This window comes from Bacillus sp. MM09(2025) (genome assembly GCF_050496725.1).
GTDB lineage: Bacteria > Bacillota > Bacilli > Bacillales > Bacillaceae > Bacillus > Bacillus pumilus.
This window is the reverse complement of record NZ_JBNWEN010000001.1, coordinates 337,206-356,711: the sequence shown is the minus strand read 5'-3', so window position 1 is coordinate 356,711 and position 19,506 is coordinate 337,206. Positions and strand designations below refer to the sequence as shown.

21 protein-coding genes are annotated in these 19,506 nt (G+C 41.3%); all 21 read right to left on the bottom strand.

The window, feature by feature from the left end:
* Positions 1-155 precede the first annotated feature (155 nt).
* The 21 genes from dprA to fabD all read right to left on the bottom strand — a co-directional run bounded on the left by dprA (position 156) and on the right by fabD (position 19,494).
* Positions 156-1,058 carry a DNA-processing protein DprA gene (gene dprA, locus ACQYAC_RS01870; RefSeq protein ID WP_058014001.1) on the bottom strand — a complete coding sequence of 301 codons (903 nt, stop codon included), beginning with the start codon at positions 1,056-1,058 and terminating at the stop codon, positions 156-158.
* A gap of 63 nt (positions 1,059-1,121) precedes the next feature.
* Positions 1,122-2,024, bottom strand: coding sequence for a succinate--CoA ligase subunit alpha (gene sucD, locus ACQYAC_RS01865; protein ID WP_003212080.1), 903 nt, complete (start codon positions 2,022-2,024; stop codon positions 1,122-1,124).
* A gap of 22 nt (positions 2,025-2,046) precedes the next feature.
* The gene (sucC, locus tag ACQYAC_RS01860) at positions 2,047-3,207 is read right to left on the bottom strand and encodes an ADP-forming succinate--CoA ligase subunit beta (protein ID WP_012009945.1); all 1,161 of its coding nucleotides are present in this window, start codon (positions 3,205-3,207) and stop codon (positions 2,047-2,049) included.
* 176 nt (positions 3,208-3,383) lie between these two features.
* Positions 3,384-3,659: a FlhB-like flagellar biosynthesis protein gene (locus tag ACQYAC_RS01855; protein ID WP_003211418.1), complete on the bottom strand. Its 276-nt coding sequence runs from the start codon at positions 3,657-3,659 to the stop codon at positions 3,384-3,386.
* Complete coding sequence (locus tag ACQYAC_RS01850; protein ID WP_429942613.1) at positions 3,656-5,392, bottom strand: glycosyltransferase; 1,737 nt, start codon at positions 5,390-5,392, stop codon at positions 3,656-3,658. Before ACQYAC_RS01850 ends, ACQYAC_RS01855 begins: the two co-directional genes overlap by 4 nt.
* A gap of 27 nt (positions 5,393-5,419) precedes the next feature.
* On the bottom strand, positions 5,420-6,184 hold the full coding sequence (locus tag ACQYAC_RS01845; RefSeq protein WP_058014003.1) for a ribonuclease HII: 765 nt from the start codon (positions 6,182-6,184) through the stop codon (positions 5,420-5,422).
* A 76-nt stretch (positions 6,185-6,260) separates the two neighbouring features.
* Positions 6,261-7,109, bottom strand: coding sequence for a ribosome biogenesis GTPase YlqF (gene ylqF / locus ACQYAC_RS01840; protein ID WP_065097268.1), 849 nt, complete (start codon positions 7,107-7,109; stop codon positions 6,261-6,263).
* An 88-nt stretch (positions 7,110-7,197) separates the two neighbouring features.
* A complete protein-coding gene (rplS, locus tag ACQYAC_RS01835) occupies positions 7,198-7,545 on the bottom strand; it encodes a 50S ribosomal protein L19 (protein ID WP_003212364.1) in 348 nt (115 codons plus the stop codon).
* Positions 7,546-7,682: 137 nt separating this feature from the next.
* Positions 7,683-8,417 carry a tRNA (guanosine(37)-N1)-methyltransferase TrmD gene (trmD, locus tag ACQYAC_RS01830; protein ID WP_058014004.1) on the bottom strand — a complete coding sequence of 245 codons (735 nt, stop codon included), beginning with the start codon at positions 8,415-8,417 and terminating at the stop codon, positions 7,683-7,685.
* Positions 8,414-8,938: a ribosome maturation factor RimM gene (gene rimM, locus ACQYAC_RS01825; protein ID WP_050945053.1), complete on the bottom strand. Its 525-nt coding sequence runs from the start codon at positions 8,936-8,938 to the stop codon at positions 8,414-8,416. The genes trmD and rimM overlap by 4 nt, the downstream gene beginning before the upstream one ends.
* 8 nt (positions 8,939-8,946) lie before the next feature.
* Entirely contained in the window at positions 8,947-9,333 is a 387-nt protein-coding gene (locus ACQYAC_RS01820) for a YlqD family protein (RefSeq protein ID WP_050945054.1), read from the bottom strand.
* A 103-nt stretch (positions 9,334-9,436) separates the two neighbouring features.
* Positions 9,437-9,682, bottom strand: coding sequence for a KH domain-containing protein (locus ACQYAC_RS01815; protein WP_012009937.1), 246 nt, complete (start codon positions 9,680-9,682; stop codon positions 9,437-9,439).
* Positions 9,682-9,954, bottom strand: a complete 273-nt coding sequence (gene rpsP / locus ACQYAC_RS01810; RefSeq protein ID WP_003212139.1) for a 30S ribosomal protein S16 — start codon at positions 9,952-9,954, stop codon at positions 9,682-9,684. The genes ACQYAC_RS01815 and rpsP overlap by 1 nt, the downstream gene beginning before the upstream one ends.
* 105 nt (positions 9,955-10,059) lie before the next feature.
* On the bottom strand, positions 10,060-11,400 hold the full coding sequence (gene ffh, locus ACQYAC_RS01805) for a signal recognition particle protein (RefSeq protein ID WP_058014005.1): 1,341 nt from the start codon (positions 11,398-11,400) through the stop codon (positions 10,060-10,062).
* Between the two features lie 13 nt (positions 11,401-11,413).
* On the bottom strand, positions 11,414-11,746 hold the full coding sequence (locus ACQYAC_RS01800; protein ID WP_012009935.1) for a putative DNA-binding protein: 333 nt from the start codon (positions 11,744-11,746) through the stop codon (positions 11,414-11,416).
* Between the two features lie 142 nt (positions 11,747-11,888).
* Entirely contained in the window at positions 11,889-12,875 is a 987-nt protein-coding gene (ftsY, locus tag ACQYAC_RS01795) for a signal recognition particle-docking protein FtsY (protein ID WP_034662411.1), read from the bottom strand.
* A gap of 22 nt (positions 12,876-12,897) precedes the next feature.
* Positions 12,898-16,458, bottom strand: a complete 3,561-nt coding sequence (smc, locus tag ACQYAC_RS01790) for a chromosome segregation protein SMC (protein ID WP_429942612.1) — start codon at positions 16,456-16,458, stop codon at positions 12,898-12,900.
* Between the two features lie 105 nt (positions 16,459-16,563).
* Complete coding sequence (gene rnc, locus ACQYAC_RS01785) at positions 16,564-17,307, bottom strand: ribonuclease III (protein ID WP_058014007.1); 744 nt, start codon at positions 17,305-17,307, stop codon at positions 16,564-16,566.
* A 184-nt stretch (positions 17,308-17,491) separates the two neighbouring features.
* A complete protein-coding gene (gene acpP, locus ACQYAC_RS01780) occupies positions 17,492-17,725 on the bottom strand; it encodes an acyl carrier protein (RefSeq protein ID WP_003212028.1) in 234 nt (77 codons plus the stop codon).
* Between the two features lie 81 nt (positions 17,726-17,806).
* Positions 17,807-18,550, bottom strand: coding sequence for a 3-oxoacyl-[acyl-carrier-protein] reductase (gene fabG / locus ACQYAC_RS01775; RefSeq protein WP_058014008.1), 744 nt, complete (start codon positions 18,548-18,550; stop codon positions 17,807-17,809).
* Positions 18,550-19,494 carry an ACP S-malonyltransferase gene (fabD, locus tag ACQYAC_RS01770; RefSeq protein WP_169056504.1) on the bottom strand — a complete coding sequence of 315 codons (945 nt, stop codon included), beginning with the start codon at positions 19,492-19,494 and terminating at the stop codon, positions 18,550-18,552. Before fabD ends, fabG begins: the two co-directional genes overlap by 1 nt.
* Positions 19,495-19,506: the final 12 nt, after the last annotated feature.

Sequence of the window (19,506 nt, the reverse complement as noted above, 5' to 3'; positions counted from 1 at the left end):
ATTTCACAATTCATATTTATGTTAATTGCACCTATCTAACAGGCAATCATGAAAAATTCTTTATGATGAACATCATTATAAACACGAAAAACAAAGTGTAAACTTAAATCCTCACTATTATTAAATATTCCTATGTCTTTTGTCAAACGATATTTTTATGAGAGTTCAGTATATTGAACACCGCGGAAGGAGAATTCCTCTAAAATATCCTTCGTTGAATGAACAAGCTTTGCTCCCTGCTGTATAAGTTTGGCTGGACCTGTGGAATTAGGATCAAAGATTGATCCTGCAACCGCAAACACCTCTTTGCCTTGCTCAAGTGCTTGATACGCAGTAATGAGTGAACCGCTCTTTTCTTTGCACTGAATCACGATGGTTCCACTTGTTAGCGCACTAATTAAGCGATTCCTCAAAGGGAAATGCCATTTTTCTGGTTTGACATAAGGCGGATGCTCAGACAAAAGCAAATGATGCTCGCCCATGTATTCAGCCATTTGCACATGCTCCTTTGGGTATAAGTGCTGAAATCCGCCTGCTATAATACCAATCGTTTTCCCTTTATTCCTAATGCACTCTTTGTGTGCGATTCCATCAATGCCTTTTGCTAAGCCACTGACAATCGTCCAATCTTCCTTTACAAGCTCACCAACAATTTTCTTCACACATGCTTCTCCATAAGACGATGGAACTCGTGTGCCTACTACACCTAAACTTTTTTCTTCATTTAAATATGATATGTTTCCTTTTAGGAATAACACAGGGGGAGGATCATAAATATGTTTTAGTGTGCTGGGATATAAGGGTGATGTGATGGGAATCATGTGAATGTTTTGCTTTAAATAGGCTTGAACGATGTGTTGAAAAATGGGGAATTCTTTTTCTTCGGCTTGTTTTAAGCGGGTAAAGTCGATTGTTTGTAATGATCGATCCTGTTTAAAATGATGTGTTTCTTCATTTATATATAGCTCAGGATCGACTTTCCACCATTTTGTTAACAAAGAGGGTGAGATGAGGCCTTTTAAGCGGTGAAAAATCATTCTTTCGGACACATTGTACATACCATTCCTCCTGTTTAAGATAGAAAGAAGAAGACTTGTCAAAGAACAAGTCTTCTTGTGTCATTAATGCGTTTTACAAGCTTCAAAAAGATTCTTCTCTTTTAGTACTTTAATCAATGTTTCTCCCATGACAGATGGTGTCTCTGCCACTTCAATTCCACATTCACGCATTGTTTTTACTTTTTCATCAGCTGTTCCTTTACCACCAGAAATAATGGCACCAGCATGTCCCATGCGTTTTCCTGGAGGCGCCGTTTTACCGCCAATAAAGCCAACAACTGGCTTTGTCATATTTGCTTTTACCCATTCAGCTGCTTCTTCTTCAGCCGTACCGCCGATTTCACCGATCATAATGACAGCATGTGTATCAGGGTCTTCATTGAATGCTTTTAATACATCAATAAAGTTTGTCCCATTGACAGGGTCTCCGCCGATTCCTACAGCTGTCGATTGACCAACGCCAGCTTCTGAAAGCTGATGTACCGCTTCATATGTAAGCGTTCCAGAACGAGAAACAACACCCACATGACCTTTTTTATGAATGTAGCCTGGCATGATCCCAATCTTACATTCTTCAGGTGTAATGACACCTGGACAGTTAGGGCCAACAAGTCTTGTCTTTTTCCCTTCCATATACCGTTTTACTTTGACCATGTCAAGTACTGGAATATGTTCAGTAATACAAATGACTAGATCGACTTCTGCATCAACAGCCTCTAAAATGGCATCTGCTGCAAATGGTGCTGGTACATAGATAACAGAAGCATTTGCTCCAGTTGTTTGAACAGCTTCAGATACTGTATTAAATACAGGAACTCCTTCTACTTCAGTTCCACCTTTTCCAGGTGTGACACCGCCAACAATATTTGTTCCGTACTCAATCATTTGTTTTGTATGGAACAATGCGGTTGAACCGGTAATCCCCTGAACAATTACTCTCGTATTTTTATTAATAAATACACTCATTTAGGTTCCCTGCCTTTCTGCTCTACTTGACTAAAGATACAATCTTTTCTGCCCCGTCAGCCATAGACTCAGCAGAAGTGATATTTAAGCCTGAATCGCTCAGGATTTTCTTCCCTAATTCAACGTTTGTTCCTTCAAGACGTACAACGAGTGGTAATGTTAAGCCAACTTGTTTCGTCGCTTCAACGACACCTTCTGCAATGACATCACATTTCATGATGCCGCCAAAAATGTTAACGAAAATCCCTTTTACATTTTGATCAGATAAGATGATTTTAAATGCTTCCGTTACTTTTTCAGCTGTTGCACCGCCGCCAACATCCAGGAAGTTTGCAGGGTCCCCGCCGTAATGCTTGATGATATCCATTGTAGACATCGCAAGACCTGCACCATTGACCATACAGCCAATATTTCCATCTAGAGAAATGTAGCTCAGATCATATTTAGATGCTTCAATTTCTTTTGGATCCTCTTCATCAAGGTCACGGTATTCTAATATATCTTTTTGTCTATATAAGGCATTGCTATCAAAGTTTAATTTCGCATCAAGCGCCATGACTTTTCCATCGCCTGTTACAACAAGTGGATTAATCTCAGCAATTGAACAATCTTTTTCAATGAATGCATTGTAAAGACTTGTCATAAACTTAACAGCTTGGCCAACTAATTTTGTTGGAATATTAATTTTAAACGCTACTTCTCTCGCCTGATAGCCTTGCAATCCAATCGCTGGGTCGATGACCACTTTGACGATTTTTTCTGGCGTTTTTTCTGCTACTTCTTCAATTTCAGTACCGCCTTCTTCAGAAGCCATCAATACAATTCTTGATGTCGCTCTGTCCAAAACAAGTCCAACGTAGTACTCCTTTTGAATATCGCAGCCTTCTTCAATAAGTAAGCGTTTTATTTCGCGCCCCTCTGGCCCAGTTTGATGTGTGACAAGTGTTTTGCCGAGCAATTCCTCTGCAAACCCCTTCACTTCATCTTTTGTTTTTGCAATTTTTACCCCGCCTGCTTTACCACGGCCGCCTGCATGAATCTGTGCTTTTACGACATATACAGAGCTTTCTAGCTCTTCTGATGCTTTCACTGCTTCATCAGGTGTAAATGCTACTTTACCATTTGGAACTGAAACCCCATATTTTCTTAGGATTTCTTTTCCTTGGTACTCATGGATATTCATTTCCCATCCTCCCAACATATGTAGAAACAAAAAATATAAAATAGACTGCGCTTTCATTTTAAAGAATAAAAAAGAGAATGTCTAGGGTTCTATGTAAAATCGTAAAATCCTTCTAAACATTCTAACTTTTATTTTATTAAAAATATAAATTTTTCATCCAAATCACTTATTTTACCTTATTTTTTCATTTTTTGATCTAACCTGTAGATAAACGAAAATATTTCTGCTACAGTATCGTATAACGCTTCAGGGATCTCCTCATCCAGTGTTAAATGGCGCATGAGTTCGACTAAATTACGGTCTTCTTGGATAGGAACTCCCGACTTTTTTGCTTCTTCAATAATATGGTCTGCCACATAGCCGCTCCCTGTCGCGACCACTTTTGGCGCCTTTTGTTTTTCTTCATCATAATGTAGAGCGACCGCTCTTCTAAGCGGTTTTGAATCCTTCATACTCGTAAGTCCAGCCCCTTCTCGCTGATTTTATGAAAGTGTTCATCTAGAAAGTGAGACGGATCTACTGGCTCTTGTCTCTTCTTTGCTGTAATTCCCGTGAGGCTGTATCCTAAGGCATTTAAATTCTCCCGAACAGCTGGAATCATCGGATTAATGGTTCCTTGAAGTTCATGACCGGTTTCAACTGTAATTGACATGACCTTTTGCTGAATCGTACAGTCGATTAATGTTTCTTCGAGGTTTTCCATGTTTAAGTAAAACATAAGGCGACACTGAGAAATATCAATAGAGCCATCTTTTTTCTTATGTCCTTTTAGAATAAAGGTTAAATCTTGAACACTATGTTTTGAAAAGAGCGGATAAGAGACCATCATTTGGCTGATAGTTTGGTTCTCCTGCTGCACAAATAACTGCCCGTTCAATCTATGAAACAATTGATCGACTTCTTTTTTTACGGGCTCTGGTAAATCAGACTGTCTCACATCATTTAAGACGAGCTTTAATTGGTGAAGCTCCTGACTTTTTACATCCTGGTTGCCTTTTTCGAGTAGTTTCAGCATACCGATTTCGTCACGTACACCTATTGCCTTTTTCATCGTCATGAGTAAATCGAGCACGTCGGTTTTATTGCTTAATGCGGGTTCCGTCTGCTGCACGACCTGAGCCAATACTTTTGCTTCTGTTTTTGACAGGAACGGAAATTCTTTTTGAAGCACAGATGCTTTTGCGTCAGGCTGAGATCCAGCCTGCTGAAGTCCTTGCAACAATGACGTAAGCTGTTTTAAGCTAGGCTCTTGCTGCCCATCTGCACCTTGTTTTATCAAACTTGTTAGTATCCGCTCGATTTGCTGAGGCGGGATTTGCAGCTCTTTTGGACTTGTTGATTGCTGCACGTTAGATTGAAGAACTTGGGTCGTCTGACGCTCTTGAGCTATTGGATTCTGACTATTTTCTTTTGGTTGAGTCAGATTTGACTGAGGCGTTACAGGTAAATTCCCCCCTTGTTTCGCCGTCCCTTCTCTCGCTGCTAGAAGGACCGATAAGAGCTTTTCTGCATGGACAGTCGTCTCAGCACCTATGACTGATCGAACGGCTTGTGCAAGGGCCTGTGTGGCGTCTGAGTGCTTCGGGAGCTGTGTTAAGCGTTCTAGCAGTGCTGTCATATCCTGATGAAGAGCAGAGGATGATTTCACGGCTAAAATTGATTGAAGGACTCCTTCCTGGATCGGCAAGTCTTTCTTTAAAGCAAATAGAAGTGACTGGAGACCTTTTTTCACATCAGCTCCTTGAAGCTGTTCGATCCATTTCACTGCCGTTTTTAATTCTGCTTCATTGATGACGGATTTTTCTTTTAAAAAAGCAGTAGCTGTTAGAATGTTTTCTAGTCCGTTTTTCAGAGAGAGACCTTCTAATAGTTTGGCAGCTGCATCCTTTAATGTTTTAGGGTCTTGATCAAATTGCTGGACTGGCCTTAGTTTATTGAGGCTGCCTCCACCCTCTTGTTCAAATTGAAACCAATAAAATGCGTCTGCTTTGAGCTGAGCCGCTAGCTGCGCTTTTATTTTTGTTGAGCCTATTTGAACAAGGGCTGTATCATCTCCGAGCATTTTCAGTACTTTACCAAGAATCAGCCGATGCACATTTTCCTTTCCTTCGGTGTTTAATGGCACAGATTCTGCCGTATTTAGCCGGCTATTCAGTGCTGTATGTATGTCCTCAACTCTTGTCATCACAGGCAGCCTCCTTAGGTCAAAAATTTATGATATAACGGATTTCACTGGCGCAAATGATAATCGATGGATTGGGGTAGCTCCATGTGTTTGAATGGCAGCCAAATGCTCTTTTGTTCCGTACCCTTTATGTTTTTCAAATTGATACTCAGGGTACTTACGCCCGTATTCTTCCATCATCTGGTCTCTTGTCACCTTTGCTATACATGCACCTGCTGCGATAGACGCACTTTTTGCATCTCCTTTGATGATATTCTCCTGTTGAATAGGAAGCGGGAGCGTCATGGCATCTATGAGTAGATAATCGGGTGTATGAGTTAACTTCTCCACCGCTCTCACCATCGCCAGTCTTGATGCCTCGTAAATATTGATTTCATCAATCGTAGCTGCATCCACAATGCCGATTCCAATATCAAGTGCTTCTTTTTGGATCAGGTCATAATATGCCAATCTTTTTTTCTCAGATAATTGCTTTGAGTCGTTTAAACCGAGCAGGACTGTATCTTCCTTTAATATGACAGCTGCTGCGACAACGGGGCCTGCAAGTGGACCTCTTCCTGCTTCATCTATTCCAGCAATACATGTGTATCCCTGCGCTTTCGCACTGTTTTCAAATTGCAGCATCTCATTCCATGCTGCTTGAAGTTGCTGCTGCTTTTCTCTCTCTTTGCGCCACTTCTCTATCAATTTTTGGACACTTTTTCTCGTATCATCTTTTACAAGTTCATGAATGTATGACTCGTCTTGCGAATGCTTTTCTATCAGTTCTTTTATTTGTTTCACTGTGTACATCAGCTTTTCGTCAGCCTCCTTCTTTATATCGGCAGTTTTCCGCAAAAAATAAAGACCCGCATGTGCTGCGTGTCTTTTAGCTTTCAGGCTTCTCAAAAGTGAGGGGACCAAATTTTTCTGTTCGAATATCCCGAATAATGATTTCGGTGGTTTTGTCGTAATTAATAAATCCACCGCTCATGAGACAGCCTCGCTTTGTACCTATTGCATCAAACAGCTCAGCCGTATCTTCAGGGATCTCCGTTAGGTCATAGCGTTTTTTTAATCGCTCTGGATAGTTTTCTTCTAGAAAGCGAAGTCCATATACAGCGACATCCTGTAAGTTGATGATAGAATCTTTGATCGCTCCAGTTACCGCTAGCCTGAGTCCTACTTTCTCATCTTCAAACTTCGGCCAGAGGATTCCAGGTGTATCGAGAAGTTCCAATTCTTTCCCTACCTTCACCCATTGCTGTGAGGTGGTAATACCAGGACGGTCTCCTGTTTTGGCAATGTTCTTTTTCGCTAAACGATTGATTAAGGTCGATTTCCCGACGTTTGGAATTCCGATAATGAGCGCCCGGATTGCACGTGGTTTGACACCTTTCGCTTTCATGCGGTCAAATTTTTCTTTTAAGATTTCCTTTGAAGTTGTGATGATCTGATTTAACCCTTGTCCATCGACAGAGTTAATAGCAAGTGACCGAACGCCTTGCTGCTCAAAGTGCGTCTGCCACTCCTTTGTCACACGAGGATCCGCTTTATCTGCTTTGTTTAATAGCATGATTTTGGGTTTATTCTGAAGGATTTCTTCGATCATTGGGTTTCTAGAGGACATCGGAATTCTAGCATCAGTTAATTCAAATACGATGTCGATGAGCTTTAATTTTTCTGTGACTTCACGTCTTGCTTTTGCCATATGGCCTGGAAACCATTGAATCGTCATATGTGCACCTTCTTTTCTATCTATTATCTCTATACATTGTACAAAAAAAGAGCCTGTTACAGGTAACAAGCTCTTTCCTTTGATATCATTATCGTCTGATTTCTTTGATACGAGCCGCTTTACCGCGAAGTTCACGTAGGTAGTAAAGTTTCGCACGACGTACCTTACCGTGACGTACAACTTCGATGTTAGCGATTTTTGGTGTGTGTACAGGGAATGTACGCTCAACGCCTACACCGTAAGAAATCTTACGAACTGTGAAAGTTTCGCTGATTCCACCACCACGACGCTTAATTACAACACCTTCAAAGATCTGGATACGCTCACGAGTACCCTCGACAACTTTAACGTGTACACGTAAAGTGTCACCAGGACGGAACGCAGGAAGATCAGTGCGTAATTGTTCTTTTGTGATTTCTTCAATCAAATGTTGCATCGTTTTCAACTCCTTCCAACAGATGCTCATGTCCTCTTTCTTCATTGCAGCGGAACATCGTTTTCAAACTTGAATCGGCAAGCCGTCCAAGTCACAAGTAGTATCATACCATACCTCTATGCAGTGTGCAATACAATCTAGTCATTATGGAGCTGCCAAAGCCATCTTTTTTCTTCTTCTGTTAACGTTTTGCAAGAATCGATCAAATCTGGCCTTCTTGTATAGGTTCGCTTCAAAGATTCTTTACGCCGCCACTCTTCTATTTTGGCATGATTTCCAGAGAGGAGCACATCCGGCACTTTTAGTCCTTTATAATCGGCTGGCCTTGTATAGTGAGGATGCTCTAGCAAACCTGTACTAAATGAATCTTCAATGTGAGACGCTTCTTTTCCAAGCACATGAGGCAAAAGCCTGACCACACTGTCTGCAATCATCATCGCTGGCAGCTCTCCGCCTGTGAGAACGAAATCTCCGATTGAGATTTCATCTGTGACAAGATGCTCCCTGATGCGCTCATCGTAGCCTTCATAATGGCCGCAAATGAACATAAGGTGTTCTTCTTTTGCTAGTTCCTCTGCCTTCTTTTGCGTATATCTTTCCCCTTGAGGACAGACAAGAATGATTCGGGGCTTCTTGCTTGCTTTCTTCGTTAAATCTTCTACCGCATCGAATACGGGCTGTGCTTTCAGTACCATACCAGCACCGCCGCCATATGGGTAATCATCTACTGTTTTGTGCTTATGATCTGAATACTCTCTAAAATTGACAACATTGAATGAGACAGCTTCTTTCTCCTGTGCCTTTTTTAAGATCGATGAGTGGAGCACACCTTCGAACATTTCAGGAAAAAGTGTTAAGAAGTCGATTTTCATTCGTCAATAAGTCCTTCCATCACTTCAATGTGTATGGTTTTGGATGAGATATCGATCTTTTTGACGACAGATGGGATATAAGGAATCAAGGCATCTTTTTTGCCTTTTCTTCCGACCACCCAGACATCATTTGCCCCTGGTGTTAAAATCTCCTTGATTTGGCCGACAAGCTGATCCTCTTCATCGTATACTTCACAGCCAATGATTTGGTGGAAATAAAATTCTCCTTCATCTAAAGAGCCGAGATGTTCTTTTTCTACTTTTAAGATTGATTCTTTCAATAGCTCTGCTTCATTTAATGAGCTAATTTCTTCAAATGTAAGCAAATCAAACTGTTTATGCTGCCGGTGTGATGCGACAGTGACTTTTAGCGGCTCTCCTTGACCTTGCTTAAAAATATAGAGGACGCTTCCTTTTTTATAACGCTCTTCTGGGAAATCTGTCTTTGACACGACACGAACTTCTCCGCGCACTCCGTGTGTATTGACAATCTTTCCAACATTCAACCATTCCTGTTCCATGTTCTCAATCACCCCTGACGTATTTCCACAATGGTGCCGTCTTTCACGACGATGACATTATCTTGCATCTTGTCATCCCATTTATCACCTATTTTCACTTCAACCAGCGCATCCACTTCTGTCTCTTTCATTTCGCTTCCAAGCGGCAAAATATGCAGCTGCTCTACTTGAAAGTCAATTTGCTGGATTTTCTCCTGCCGTTTATCGATGGCTTTTTGAAATTGAGGGATGGCTTCTTGCTGATGTGGTTCTTTTTCATGTTTTTTCAGTTGAAAATATAGTTGATTGCATTCACGTTCTAGTCTTTCTTTTTTCTCCAAAAAAGTCGTTAACAGTTTGTCCTTACTGCTTTCAGTTAATACTTGCATGACGGTGACATGTTGAATGATCTGCATCTTCCTTTTTGTCCCCCTATCCGAAGGCATTTGTCCTCTACAGTATAACGAAAAATAGATTTAAACGTGTAAAAAAAGGGGAGGTCCTAAGCCCTCTCCCTTTTTAGTCAGCAATCTCAAGTTGAACTTTCTTAGAAGACTCTGCACTTGCTGCAAACATGACTGTTCGTATCGCTTTCGCTGTACGTCCCTGCTTTCCGATCACCTTTCCGGTATCTTCAGCATTGACAGACAGTGTGTAAATCACTTGCTCATCTTTTTCTAATGAAGATACGTGAATATCTTCAGGGAAATCAACAAGTGGCTCGACGATGGACACAATCAATTCTTCCAAGGACAGCTCATTCATTATTTGCTGTTTTTCGCATTATGAAATTTTTCAAGAATTCCTTGGCTTGAGAAAAGGTTGCGAACTGTATCAGATGGTTTCGCACCATTTTGAAGCCATTTAAGAGCTAATTCTTCGTTGATTTTCACCTCAGCTGGTGATAAAACTGGATTGTATGTTCCAACTGTTTCGATGAAACGACCGTCACGTGGTGAACGAGAATCTGCTACAACAATACGATAGAAAGGAGATCTTTTTGATCCCATACGTTTTAAACGAATTTTTACTGCCATTTTACTAGCACCTCCGAAAATATTTCAACAAGATAGTATATTAACAATGATAAAAGGGTTTGTAAAGTGTTTTTTCTTAACAACGGTTTTATCATGTATAACCAATTACATAAATGGTAATTTAAAGCCTTTTTTCTTCCCTTTGGACATGTTGGTCATTTGCTTCATCATCTTTTTCATTTCGTCAAATTGCTTTAAAAGGCGATTGACTTCCTGGACAGATGTTCCGCTTCCTTTTGCAATCCGTTTTCTTCGACTTGCATTGATGACCTCTGGCTGTTCTTTTTCCTCGGTCGTCATTGATTTAATGATCGCTTCGATGTGATTGAGCTGCTTTTCGTCTACTTGGACGTTTTTGAGCCCTTTCATTTTACCGGCACCCGGCATCATTTGGATCAATTCATCAAGTGGACCCATGTTACGAACTTGGCCAAGCTGCTCGAGGAAATCATCGAGTGTAAAGCTCATGGTCCGCATTTTTTGTTCAAGCTCTTTCGCTTTATCTTGGTCCACGTTTGCCTGTGCTTTTTCAATCAGTGTAAGCACATCTCCCATGCCAAGAATTCTTGATGCCATCCGTTCTGGGTGGAATGGTTCAATCGCGTCAAGCTTTTCACCTAGCGCGGCGAATTTAATCGGCGTATTGGTCACAGCTCGAATGGAAAGTGCTGCTCCGCCTCGTGTATCCCCGTCTAGTTTCGTTAGAACGACACCTGTTAAACCAAGCTGTTCATTAAAGCTTTTCGCTACATTAACAGCATCTTGACCTGTCATTGAGTCAACAACAAGAAAAATTTCTTCTGGACTCGCTACTTCTTTTACTTTCTGAAGTTCATCCATCAATTCTTCATCAATATGAAGGCGTCCTGCTGTATCTAAAATGACATAATCATGGTGTTCTTCTTTCGCTTTTTCGATTGCCTGTTTGGCAATCTCGACAGGACTGACTTGATCACCTAATGAAAACACAGGCATATCAAGCTGTTTCCCTAGCGTTTGAAGCTGCTGGATCGCTGCTGGTCTGTAAATATCTGCAGCCACCATCATCGGCTTGCGATTATGTTTTTTGCGAAGTAAATTGGCAAGCTTCCCAGTTGTGGTGGTTTTACCAGCCCCTTGAAGACCAACCATCATAATGACCGTCGGAGATTTTTTCGCTACAGCGATTTTACTCTCTTCTCCGCCCATTAATTCAGTGAGTTCTTCTTTTACAACTTTAATGACCTGTTGTCCAGGGGTAAGGCTTTTCATGACCTCTTGTCCAACTGCCCGCTCACTTACTTTTTTCACAAAGTCTTTGACTACTTTAAAATTGACGTCAGCTTCAAGAAGGGCAAGGCGTACCTCGCGCATCATTTCTTTTACATCTTGTTCTGACACTTTTCCTTTGCCGCGGATTTTTGAAATCGTCTGCTGCAGTCGGTCGGCTAATCCTTCAAATGCCATACTGTGCCGCCTCCTAATCTAATTTCTCAAGCGATTCAATTAAAGCTTCTGCTTCTTCCGTCTGTGCGGAATCTGCTACGAGCTCTCTCATTTTTTTGAGAAGTTCTTTACGCTCTTTAAATTTCTTAAACAAGAGCAGCTTTTCTTCATATTGTTCAAGCATCGCTTCAGTCCGTTTAATATTATCATAAACAGCCTGCCTTGATACTTCATATTCATCCGCAATTTCACCGAGGGAAAAATCGTCTAGGTAGTAAAGCGACATGTAGCTCTTTTGCTTTGCGGTTAACAACGATTGATAGAAGTCAAACAAGTAGTTCATTCTCGTTGTTTTTTCAAGCGTCATGGGCTCTCTCCCCTTTGTTAAGTTCATTCCCTTTACATCAACTAAGTTTACACGGTTCTCTACTGTGTGTCAAGTTTTTATCTTGTCACTTCATGAAGCGGCGTATAAATAAAAATGCCAGCAGTTTTTGCCGGCATTTTTGTTAGTCTTCTTGATCAATCACGTCTGAGAATAGTCCATACACATACGATTCTGCATCGAATTCTTGCAGATCATCTACCTTTTCACCTAAACCGACGAGCTTCACGGGAATGTTCAGCTCATTTCGAATTGCAAGGACAATCCCGCCTTTTGCAGTCCCATCAAGCTTTGTTAAAGCAATTCCTGTCACATTCGTCGCTTTAGAAAATTCCTTCGCTTGTGCCATCGCATTTTGACCCGTTGTTGCATCAAGAGCGAGCAGCACTTCATGCGGTGCGTCTGGAACCTCACGTTCAATGACTCTCTTGACCTTTTCTAGCTCTTTCATCAAGTTGACTTTGTTTTGCAGTCTTCCTGCTGTATCACAGATAAGGACATCCGCATTTTTCGCTTTTGCTGATTGAACGGCATCATAGATCACTGCTGCTGGATCAGAGCCAGCCGTTTGTTTAACAACAGGGACACCTGAACGCTCTCCCCATACTTCAAGCTGCTCAATCGCACCGGCACGGAATGTATCACCTGCTGCCAAAATAACAGATTTCCCTTCATTTTTCAGCTTATTTGCAAGTTTGCCGATCGTCGTTGTTTTCCCAACGCCATTGACACCTACAAATAAAATAATATTTAATCGTCCGTCTTCAATATTCAGCGCAGAGATTTGTTCCTCTCCGCTATTGTAGATTTCCACCAGTTTTTCAGAAATGACCGATTGTACTTCACTTGGGTCTTGAATGTTTCTTAATTTCACTTCTTTTTTCAGCTCATCGATCAGTTCCATCACTGTTGTAAAACCGACATCCGCGCCGATTAAAACCTCTTCTAATTCTTCAAAAAAGTCTTCATCGACTTTACGGTAGCGAGAAATTAGTTCGTTTACTCTTCCTTGAAAGGAGTTTCTCGTTTTTTCAAGTCCATCTTTAAACTTTTCTGATACTGAATCGGTTTGCTGCGTAAATTTTTCTTTTAACTTCTTAAAAAAGCTCATTTGGTTCAAAAACCTCCTTTAATTACTGGACAAGCTCTTTCGTTTCTTCTAGTTTGACGGATACAAGTTTAGAAACTCCTGACTCCTGCATCGTAACACCGTAAAGCACATCTGCTTCTTCCATTGTTCCTTTGCGGTGCGTAATGACAATGAACTGCGTTTCCTCGCTGTATTTTTTTAAATATTGCGCAAAGCGGAAAACATTGGCTTCATCAAGCGCTGCTTCTACCTCATCTAACACGCAGAATGGAACAGGTCTGACTTTTAAAATAGAGAATAGTAAGGCAATCGCTGTCAATGCTCTCTCTCCACCTGAAAGCAGGCTTAAGTTTTGCAGCTTTTTCCCTGGCGGCTGCGCGACAATTTCAACGCCAGAGTTTAGTAAATCGTTTGGATCTGTTAACTTAAGGTCTGCTCTTCCGCCGCCAAATAACGCTTGGAAAACTGATTCAAAATGCCCGCGAATTTGCGAGAATGTTTCAGAGAAGCGCTTTGTCATCTCTTGATCCATTTCTTCAATCACTTGGAATAATGTATTTTTCGCTTCTGTCAGATCATTTCGCTGTTCTGTTAAGAAAAGGTAGCGTTCATTTACTCGTTCATACTCATCAATGCTGCCTAAATTGACCGTTCCTAGCTCTTCAATGGCTAATTTGATCAGCTTCACTCGTTTTCTTGCTTCATCTGGCGATAGCGTTAGATGATACATCTCTTTTGCCCCTTCAAATGAAAGAGCATACTCTTCGTTCAAATAAGCGATGAGGTTGTCGAGCTCAACTTCCATACGACCAAGCTTAATTTCTTCATCTTTTAAACTTGTGGTGAGCTGTTTGTAAAGGCGTTTTTGTTCTTTCAGTTCACGTTCAGCAAATTCTAACGTTTCAGAAAGAGCAAGACGCTGTTTGCGCCGCTCTGAAATGAGTGCGGTTGTTTTGTTTTTGTTTTCCAGTTTCTCTTTCGCCGCTTCTTCCAACTGTTCTGCTCCGCTTGAGCTAGACGTCATTTCACTTGTTAAAAGTGACAGATCTTCTTTGGTTTCCGTCAGCGTTTGTTCAGCCTCTTCTAATTCGGCTATTAAGCTCGAAAGCTTTTCTTGTTCGTTCGCTAAGGACTGCTCTTTTTTGGCAAGTGAGATTTTCAGCTCAGTTAATTCGGCAGAAATGGTTTCTTTCGTTGAGCTTTGGGTCTGCTTACGCTTTGTTAATGTATTGATCTCTTGATCAAGGGTGGTCAATTTCTCCCCTATAGAAACTTCAAGAGCTGCCTGCTCTTTGTCCTTATCTGTCAGTTCAGTAGAACGCAGCTGCAATTCTTCTTTTTCTTGGTCATAGAGTTCAAGGTGAGCATTAATATTTTTTTCTGCTACTTGCAGTTCGTACAGCTTCCCTTTGAGCTCTTGCTGCTGTTCTCGAAGCGTTTCTCCCCGCTGACGCAGTTCGTTTAATTGGCTTTCGTTTGCTGCAATCAATTGCTTCGTTTCTTTTGTTTCCTTTTCAAGGATCGTTGTTTTTTCTTCCATTTCAACGAGCTGCTTTGTTAATGTTTCAATCTCACGGTTTCTTGAAAGAAGGGAGTTGTTCTTTTTCTTCACACCACCACCGGTCATTGAACCGCCGGGGTTCACAACATCTCCATCAAGGGTCACGATGCGATAACGATGACCAAGCATTTTTGCCAGTTCATTGGCACCTTTTAAGTCTCTAACGATTAGAACCGTTCCAAGCAAGTTCTGTATGACCTTTTGATACTTTTCATCAAAGGAAACAAGTTGACTCGCTACACCGATAAATGCAGCATGCTGCTCAGCTGTTTGGACGTCTCTATGCTGAATGGTTCTTTCTTTGATCACATTCATTGGCAGGAAGGTTGCTCTTCCAAAGGAGTGCTGCTTTAAGTATGCAATTGCTTGTCGCGCTGCGGATTCATTTTCTGTAACGACGTGCTGCGTTGCTGCACCTAACGCGATTTCAATCGCTGTCTCATGCTGCTGATCTGTTTGAATCAGCTCTGCAATGGCACCGTGAATACCGCCTAACCGTTCTTTTGCCTTTAAGACCTCTTTTACTCCTTGGAAAAAGCCTGAGAAGTCTTCCTGCATGGATTCTAGCATTTCTTTTTTTGATTTTGCCTGCTGCACATATTGATAGGCTTGGTAAAGAGCCGTTTCTTTTTTGTCGTATTGACGTTTCATTTGCTCAAGCTTTTGCTCCGCCTCCCTAAACCGCTTGACCTGAGCCAAAATGTCTTCTTCTAGGGCTGAAAGCTGCTGCTCAGCCTCTGTTTTCTTCTCTTTGACAGACACACGCTCTTCAATGTGTTTTTGGTTGTTTTGCGTGAGCCGATCCAGCTGCATGACCGCTTGGCGCTGCTGTTCTTCTAATAATTTGCGTTCATTGCGGATGGAAGCCTGTTCATTGAGCAGATCAAAATAATCGCTTTTTAGCTGTTCAATTTGACCTTCCACATCTTCACTATGAAGCGACAATTGATGCTGCTTTGTTTTCACTTCATCTTTTAGCTGCTGCACTTCTTTTTGAAGGCTGTCCCGCGTGATTTTCTGCTGCTGAATCTTTTCGGTTAGCTGCGCCTGCTTTTCAGTTAAGCGAATGAGTGTTTCTTCTAGCTGTCCCTGGTTTGCGGCTGCATTTTTCTTCCGTTCTTTTAGTACTTCTTTTTTTCCTTCAAGCTTTTCTAATTCCTCACTTGTGAAAAGAAGAACTTCTTGCAGATCATTAATTGATTCGTCAAGTGCTTGAATGCGGTCTCTTGACTCTTCAATTTTAGCTTCTTTTGCTTGAATATCTGTGGATTGCTTCATTTCATCTTGTTTGAAGCGCTCGACAGCTTCACCAAGTGTTGTCCATTTTTCATGAAGTGCTTCAATGTCATGAACAGTTAAGGCGATTTCGACATTTTCAAGCTCTTCTTTTTTTTGCAAATAGTCCTTTGCAATAGACGCCTGCATTCTTAAAGGTTCTACTTGATCTTCTAGTTCATGCAGAATATCTTCTACTCGGTTTAAGTTGTCCTGCGTTTCAAACAGTTTATTCTCGGCTTTTTTCTTTCTTGTTTTATATTTCAAAACACCAGCCGCTTCTTCAAAGATGCTTCTTCTCTCTTCTGCCTTACTAGATAAAATTTCTTCTACCTTCCCTTGACTGATGATTGAAAAAGCTTCCTTCCCAAGACCTGAATCCATGAAAAGATCAATAATATCCTTTAAGCGGACAGATTGATTGTTTATGAGAAATTCACTTTCTCCTGAACGATAGACTCTTCTTGTCACACTGACTTCGTGAAAATCGATCGGTAAAAAGTGATCTTCGTTATCTAATGTTAAAGTCACTTCTGCTAAATTGACTCTTTTTCTTGAGTCGCTTCCCGCAAAAATGATGTCTTCCATTTTTCCTCCGCGGAGGCTTTTCGCTGATTGTTCTCCAAGTACCCAACGGATGGCATCGGTAATATTACTTTTGCCGCTTCCGTTTGGTCCAACAACAGCAGTGACCCCTTTGACAAAGTCCACGGTCACTCGCTGTGCAAACGATTTGAATCCTATCACGTCTAAACGTTTGAGGAACATGAGAGTGATCCTCCTTATGTATTTAAAGTACTATCATCTTACCATATGAAGTGAAAAAAGATGATGGAAAACAGAGTGAAATCCCCCTGAATGACGAGGGGGATTTTATTGGTTCATATGATGTTTCTGCAATTTAGCAAGTGCTTCCTGTGCAGCGTGCTGTTCTGCTTCTTTTTTACTGCGGCCATTTCCAATTCCAAGCACATCTCCGCGAAGGGAGACATTTGCTTCAAATTCCCGGTTGTGTGCTGGTCCTTTTTCATGCAAGATGCGGTATTCCAGTACACCTTTTCCATCGCGCTGAACGAATTCTTGCAGCTGGCTTTTAAAGTCCATGACATGCGAGAACGCTCCATCATTAATTTTCGGATAAACATAGGCTTCTAAGAATCGTTCTACCGGCTCAAGCCCTTGATCCAAATAGAGTGCTCCGATAAACGCCTCGAATACGTCCGCTAAGAGCGCTGGGCGTTTTCTGCCGCCTGTCATTTCTTCGCCTTTTCCTAAAAGAACAAGGTCTCCGAAGGACAGCTCATGTGCCAGAGACACAAGTGACGGTTCACATACGATTGCTGCTCTTAGTTTCGTTAAATCGCCTTCGCTCATCGCAGGATATTTCGCAAATAAGAATTGAGAGATGGTCAATTCTAAAACAGCATCTCCTAGAAATTCAAGTCTTTCATTATCCTCGTATGGCTTTTTCCGGTGTTCATTCACATAAGAGGAATGCGTAAATGCTTGATATAGAAGTTTTTCATTTTGAAAATGTACAGAAATGCGCTGCTGGAATTCTCTAAATTGCTCTAGTTTTTTGCTCTGTTTCTGTTTGTCTTTATATTGTTTTGGCATAGCAACCTCCAGGTAGGCTTAATCGCCTTTAAGGATACTGATTATATGGAGTCTCTCTTTCTACATGCAAGGAAACATTGCTCCTTAGCATCTGAAAAAGGCTGACAATTGATCAGCTGAATATGTTGAAACTAACATAAATTTTGAAAGTCCCGTCATGAAAATAGACGGGACTTTGTTACGCTTATTGCTGGCTATTTATGTAGTTCACAGCGTCACCGACTGTTGCAATTTTTTCAGCATCTTCGTCAGAAATTTCCATATCGAACTCATCTTCAAGTTCCATAACTAGCTCAACTACATCAAGGGAATCAGCGCCTAAATCTTCTTTAAATGAAGCTTCCATTTTCACGTCAGCCTCATCAACGCCAAGGCGGTCTACAATAATTTTTGATACACGCTCTAATACGTCTGCCATTGCCTTTCACCTCCCCTCAAAGTATTATAGTTGATTCGTTTTTAAAAAACTAGAGAAAACCTAACGAAATTTTGATATTTCTTAAGACATGACCATTCCGCCATCCACTTGGATGGTTTGGCCTGTAATATAACCTGCTCCTTCTGAAGCTAAAAAGACAACAACGTTGCTAATATCTTCAGGTGCACCAAAGCGTGCAAGCGGGATCTGCTTGAGCATTTCAGTCTGTACATTCTCATCAAGCTTGTCTGTCATATCAGTAGAAATAAAGCCTGGTGCTACTGCATTGACTGTAATGTGACGAGTTGCCAGCTCTTTTGCTGTTGTTTTCGTTAACCCGATGACACCAGCTTTTGCTGCAACATAGTTTGCTTGTCCAGGGTTTCCACATACGCCAACTACTGAAGCCAAGTTGATGATTCTTCCGCTGCGCTGTTTCATCATTTGACGCGTCACGGCTTTTGTACAGTTAAAGACACCTTTTAAGTTTATGTTAATGACGTCATCCCATTCATTTTCTTTCATTCTCATAAGCAGGTTGTCCTTTGTGATCCCTGCATTATTGACAAGGATGTCAATTGAACCAAATGTGTCAATCGCTTGCTTCATGAGCGCTTGTACTTCTTCAGCATTTGAAACATCAGCTTTAACGGCAAATGCCTGCTGGCCAAGTGCTTTGATTTCGTCTACGACTTCATTTGCTTTTGCTTCGTTTCCAGAATAGTTGACGACAACATTTGCACCATTTTTTGCCAAATCAATCGCGATAGAACGGCCAATCCCGCGTGATGCACCTGTTACAACGGCTGTTTTATTTGTAAGCATCAAGAATCCTCCTTCAATGTTTCAATGGCTGCTTCAATTGTTTCCTGATCTGAAACTGAAATGGTTGTCAGGCGGCGGTTAACCTTTTTCACAAGACCTGAAAGCACTTTGCCCGGGCCAATTTCAATAAACGTTGTCACGCCTAAATCAATCAGACGTTCTACGCTTTCTTCAAATCGTACAGGAGAATACAATTGTTCAATGAGTTTTGTTTCAATAGCATCACGAGATGTAACGATGTCTGCTGTGACATTTGAGATCACTGGTGTTTTGGCATCTTTAATGTCTAGCTTTGACAGAACATCTGTGAATTTTTCAGCGGCTGGTTTCATTAAGGCAGAATGGAAAGGTCCACTCACTTCAAGGGCAATCGCACGTTTTGCTCCTTTTTCTTTCGCTTTCTCTGAAGCGAGTTCGACACCTTTTGCTGTACCAGAGATCACGATTTGACCAGGACAGTTTAAGTTAGCGAGTTCTACAAGATGACCGCTCTCTGTCACTTCTTTTGTCACTTCTAAAAGCGCAGCTTGATCTAAGCCAAGGATCGCTGCCATAGCGCCTTCTCCTGCTGGAACAGCTTCATTCATTAATTCGCCGCGCTTTCTTACAGCATACACAGCATCTTGAAATGAAAGTGCACCTGCTGCAACGAGGGCCGTATATTCGCCAAGGCTATGTCCTGCTGCGTAATCTGCTTTGATTCCACTCTCTTCAAATTTCTTTAAGATGGCGATACTTGTCGTTAAAAGAGCTGGCTGCGCGTTATAAGTGAGCGTCAGTTCTTCCGCATCTCCTTCAAAAATCATTGAAGATAAGTCAAAACCGAGGGTCTTGTCTGCTTCTTCAAATACAGATTTAGATACTGCTTCTTGATCAAATAAATCTTTCCCCATGCCAATTTTCTGAGAGCCTTGGCCAGGGAATAAAAATGCAATTTTAGTCATGATGTTTTACCT

Excerpts from the sequence above, each read along its gene's own strand:
- dprA (WP_058014001.1), bottom strand. The coding sequence starts at position 1,058 with ATGTACAATGTGTCCGAAAGAATGATTTTTCACCGCTTAAAAGGCCTC.
- sucD (WP_003212080.1), bottom strand. The coding sequence starts at position 2,024 with ATGAGTGTATTTATTAATAAAAATACGAGAGTAATTGTTCAGGGGATT.
- sucC (WP_012009945.1), bottom strand. The coding sequence starts at position 3,207 with ATGAATATCCATGAGTACCAAGGAAAAGAAATCCTAAGAAAATATGGG.
- ACQYAC_RS01855 (WP_003211418.1), bottom strand. The coding sequence starts at position 3,659 with ATGAAGGATTCAAAACCGCTTAGAAGAGCGGTCGCTCTACATTATGAT.
- ACQYAC_RS01850 (WP_429942613.1), bottom strand. The coding sequence starts at position 5,392 with ATGACAAGAGTTGAGGACATACATACAGCACTGAATAGCCGGCTAAAT.
- ACQYAC_RS01845 (WP_058014003.1), bottom strand. The coding sequence starts at position 6,184 with ATGTACACAGTGAAACAAATAAAAGAACTGATAGAAAAGCATTCGCAA.
- ylqF (WP_065097268.1), bottom strand. The coding sequence starts at position 7,109 with ATGACGATTCAATGGTTTCCAGGCCATATGGCAAAAGCAAGACGTGAA.
- rplS (WP_003212364.1), bottom strand. The coding sequence starts at position 7,545 with ATGCAACATTTGATTGAAGAAATCACAAAAGAACAATTACGCACTGAT.
- trmD (WP_058014004.1), bottom strand. The coding sequence starts at position 8,417 with ATGAAAATCGACTTCTTAACACTTTTTCCTGAAATGTTCGAAGGTGTG.
- rimM (WP_050945053.1), bottom strand. The coding sequence starts at position 8,938 with ATGGAACAGGAATGGTTGAATGTTGGAAAGATTGTCAATACACACGGA.
- ACQYAC_RS01820 (WP_050945054.1), bottom strand. The coding sequence starts at position 9,333 with ATGCAGATCATTCAACATGTCACCGTCATGCAAGTATTAACTGAAAGC.
- ACQYAC_RS01815 (WP_012009937.1), bottom strand. The coding sequence starts at position 9,682 with ATGAATGAGCTGTCCTTGGAAGAATTGATTGTGTCCATCGTCGAGCCA.
- rpsP (WP_003212139.1), bottom strand. The coding sequence starts at position 9,954 with ATGGCAGTAAAAATTCGTTTAAAACGTATGGGATCAAAAAGATCTCCT.
- ffh (WP_058014005.1), bottom strand. The coding sequence starts at position 11,400 with ATGGCATTTGAAGGATTAGCCGACCGACTGCAGCAGACGATTTCAAAA.
- ACQYAC_RS01800 (WP_012009935.1), bottom strand. The coding sequence starts at position 11,746 with ATGACGCTTGAAAAAACAACGAGAATGAACTACTTGTTTGACTTCTAT.
- ftsY (WP_034662411.1), bottom strand. The coding sequence starts at position 12,875 with ATGAGCTTTTTTAAGAAGTTAAAAGAAAAATTTACGCAGCAAACCGAT.
- smc (WP_429942612.1), bottom strand. The coding sequence starts at position 16,458 with ATGTTCCTCAAACGTTTAGACGTGATAGGATTCAAATCGTTTGCACAG.
- rnc (WP_058014007.1), bottom strand. The coding sequence starts at position 17,307 with ATGCCAAAACAATATAAAGACAAACAGAAACAGAGCAAAAAACTAGAG.
- acpP (WP_003212028.1), bottom strand. The coding sequence starts at position 17,725 with ATGGCAGACGTATTAGAGCGTGTATCAAAAATTATTGTAGACCGCCTT.
- fabG (WP_058014008.1), bottom strand. The coding sequence starts at position 18,550 with ATGCTTACAAATAAAACAGCCGTTGTAACAGGTGCATCACGCGGGATT.
- fabD (WP_169056504.1), bottom strand. The coding sequence starts at position 19,494 with ATGACTAAAATTGCATTTTTATTCCCTGGCCAAGGCTCTCAGAAAATT.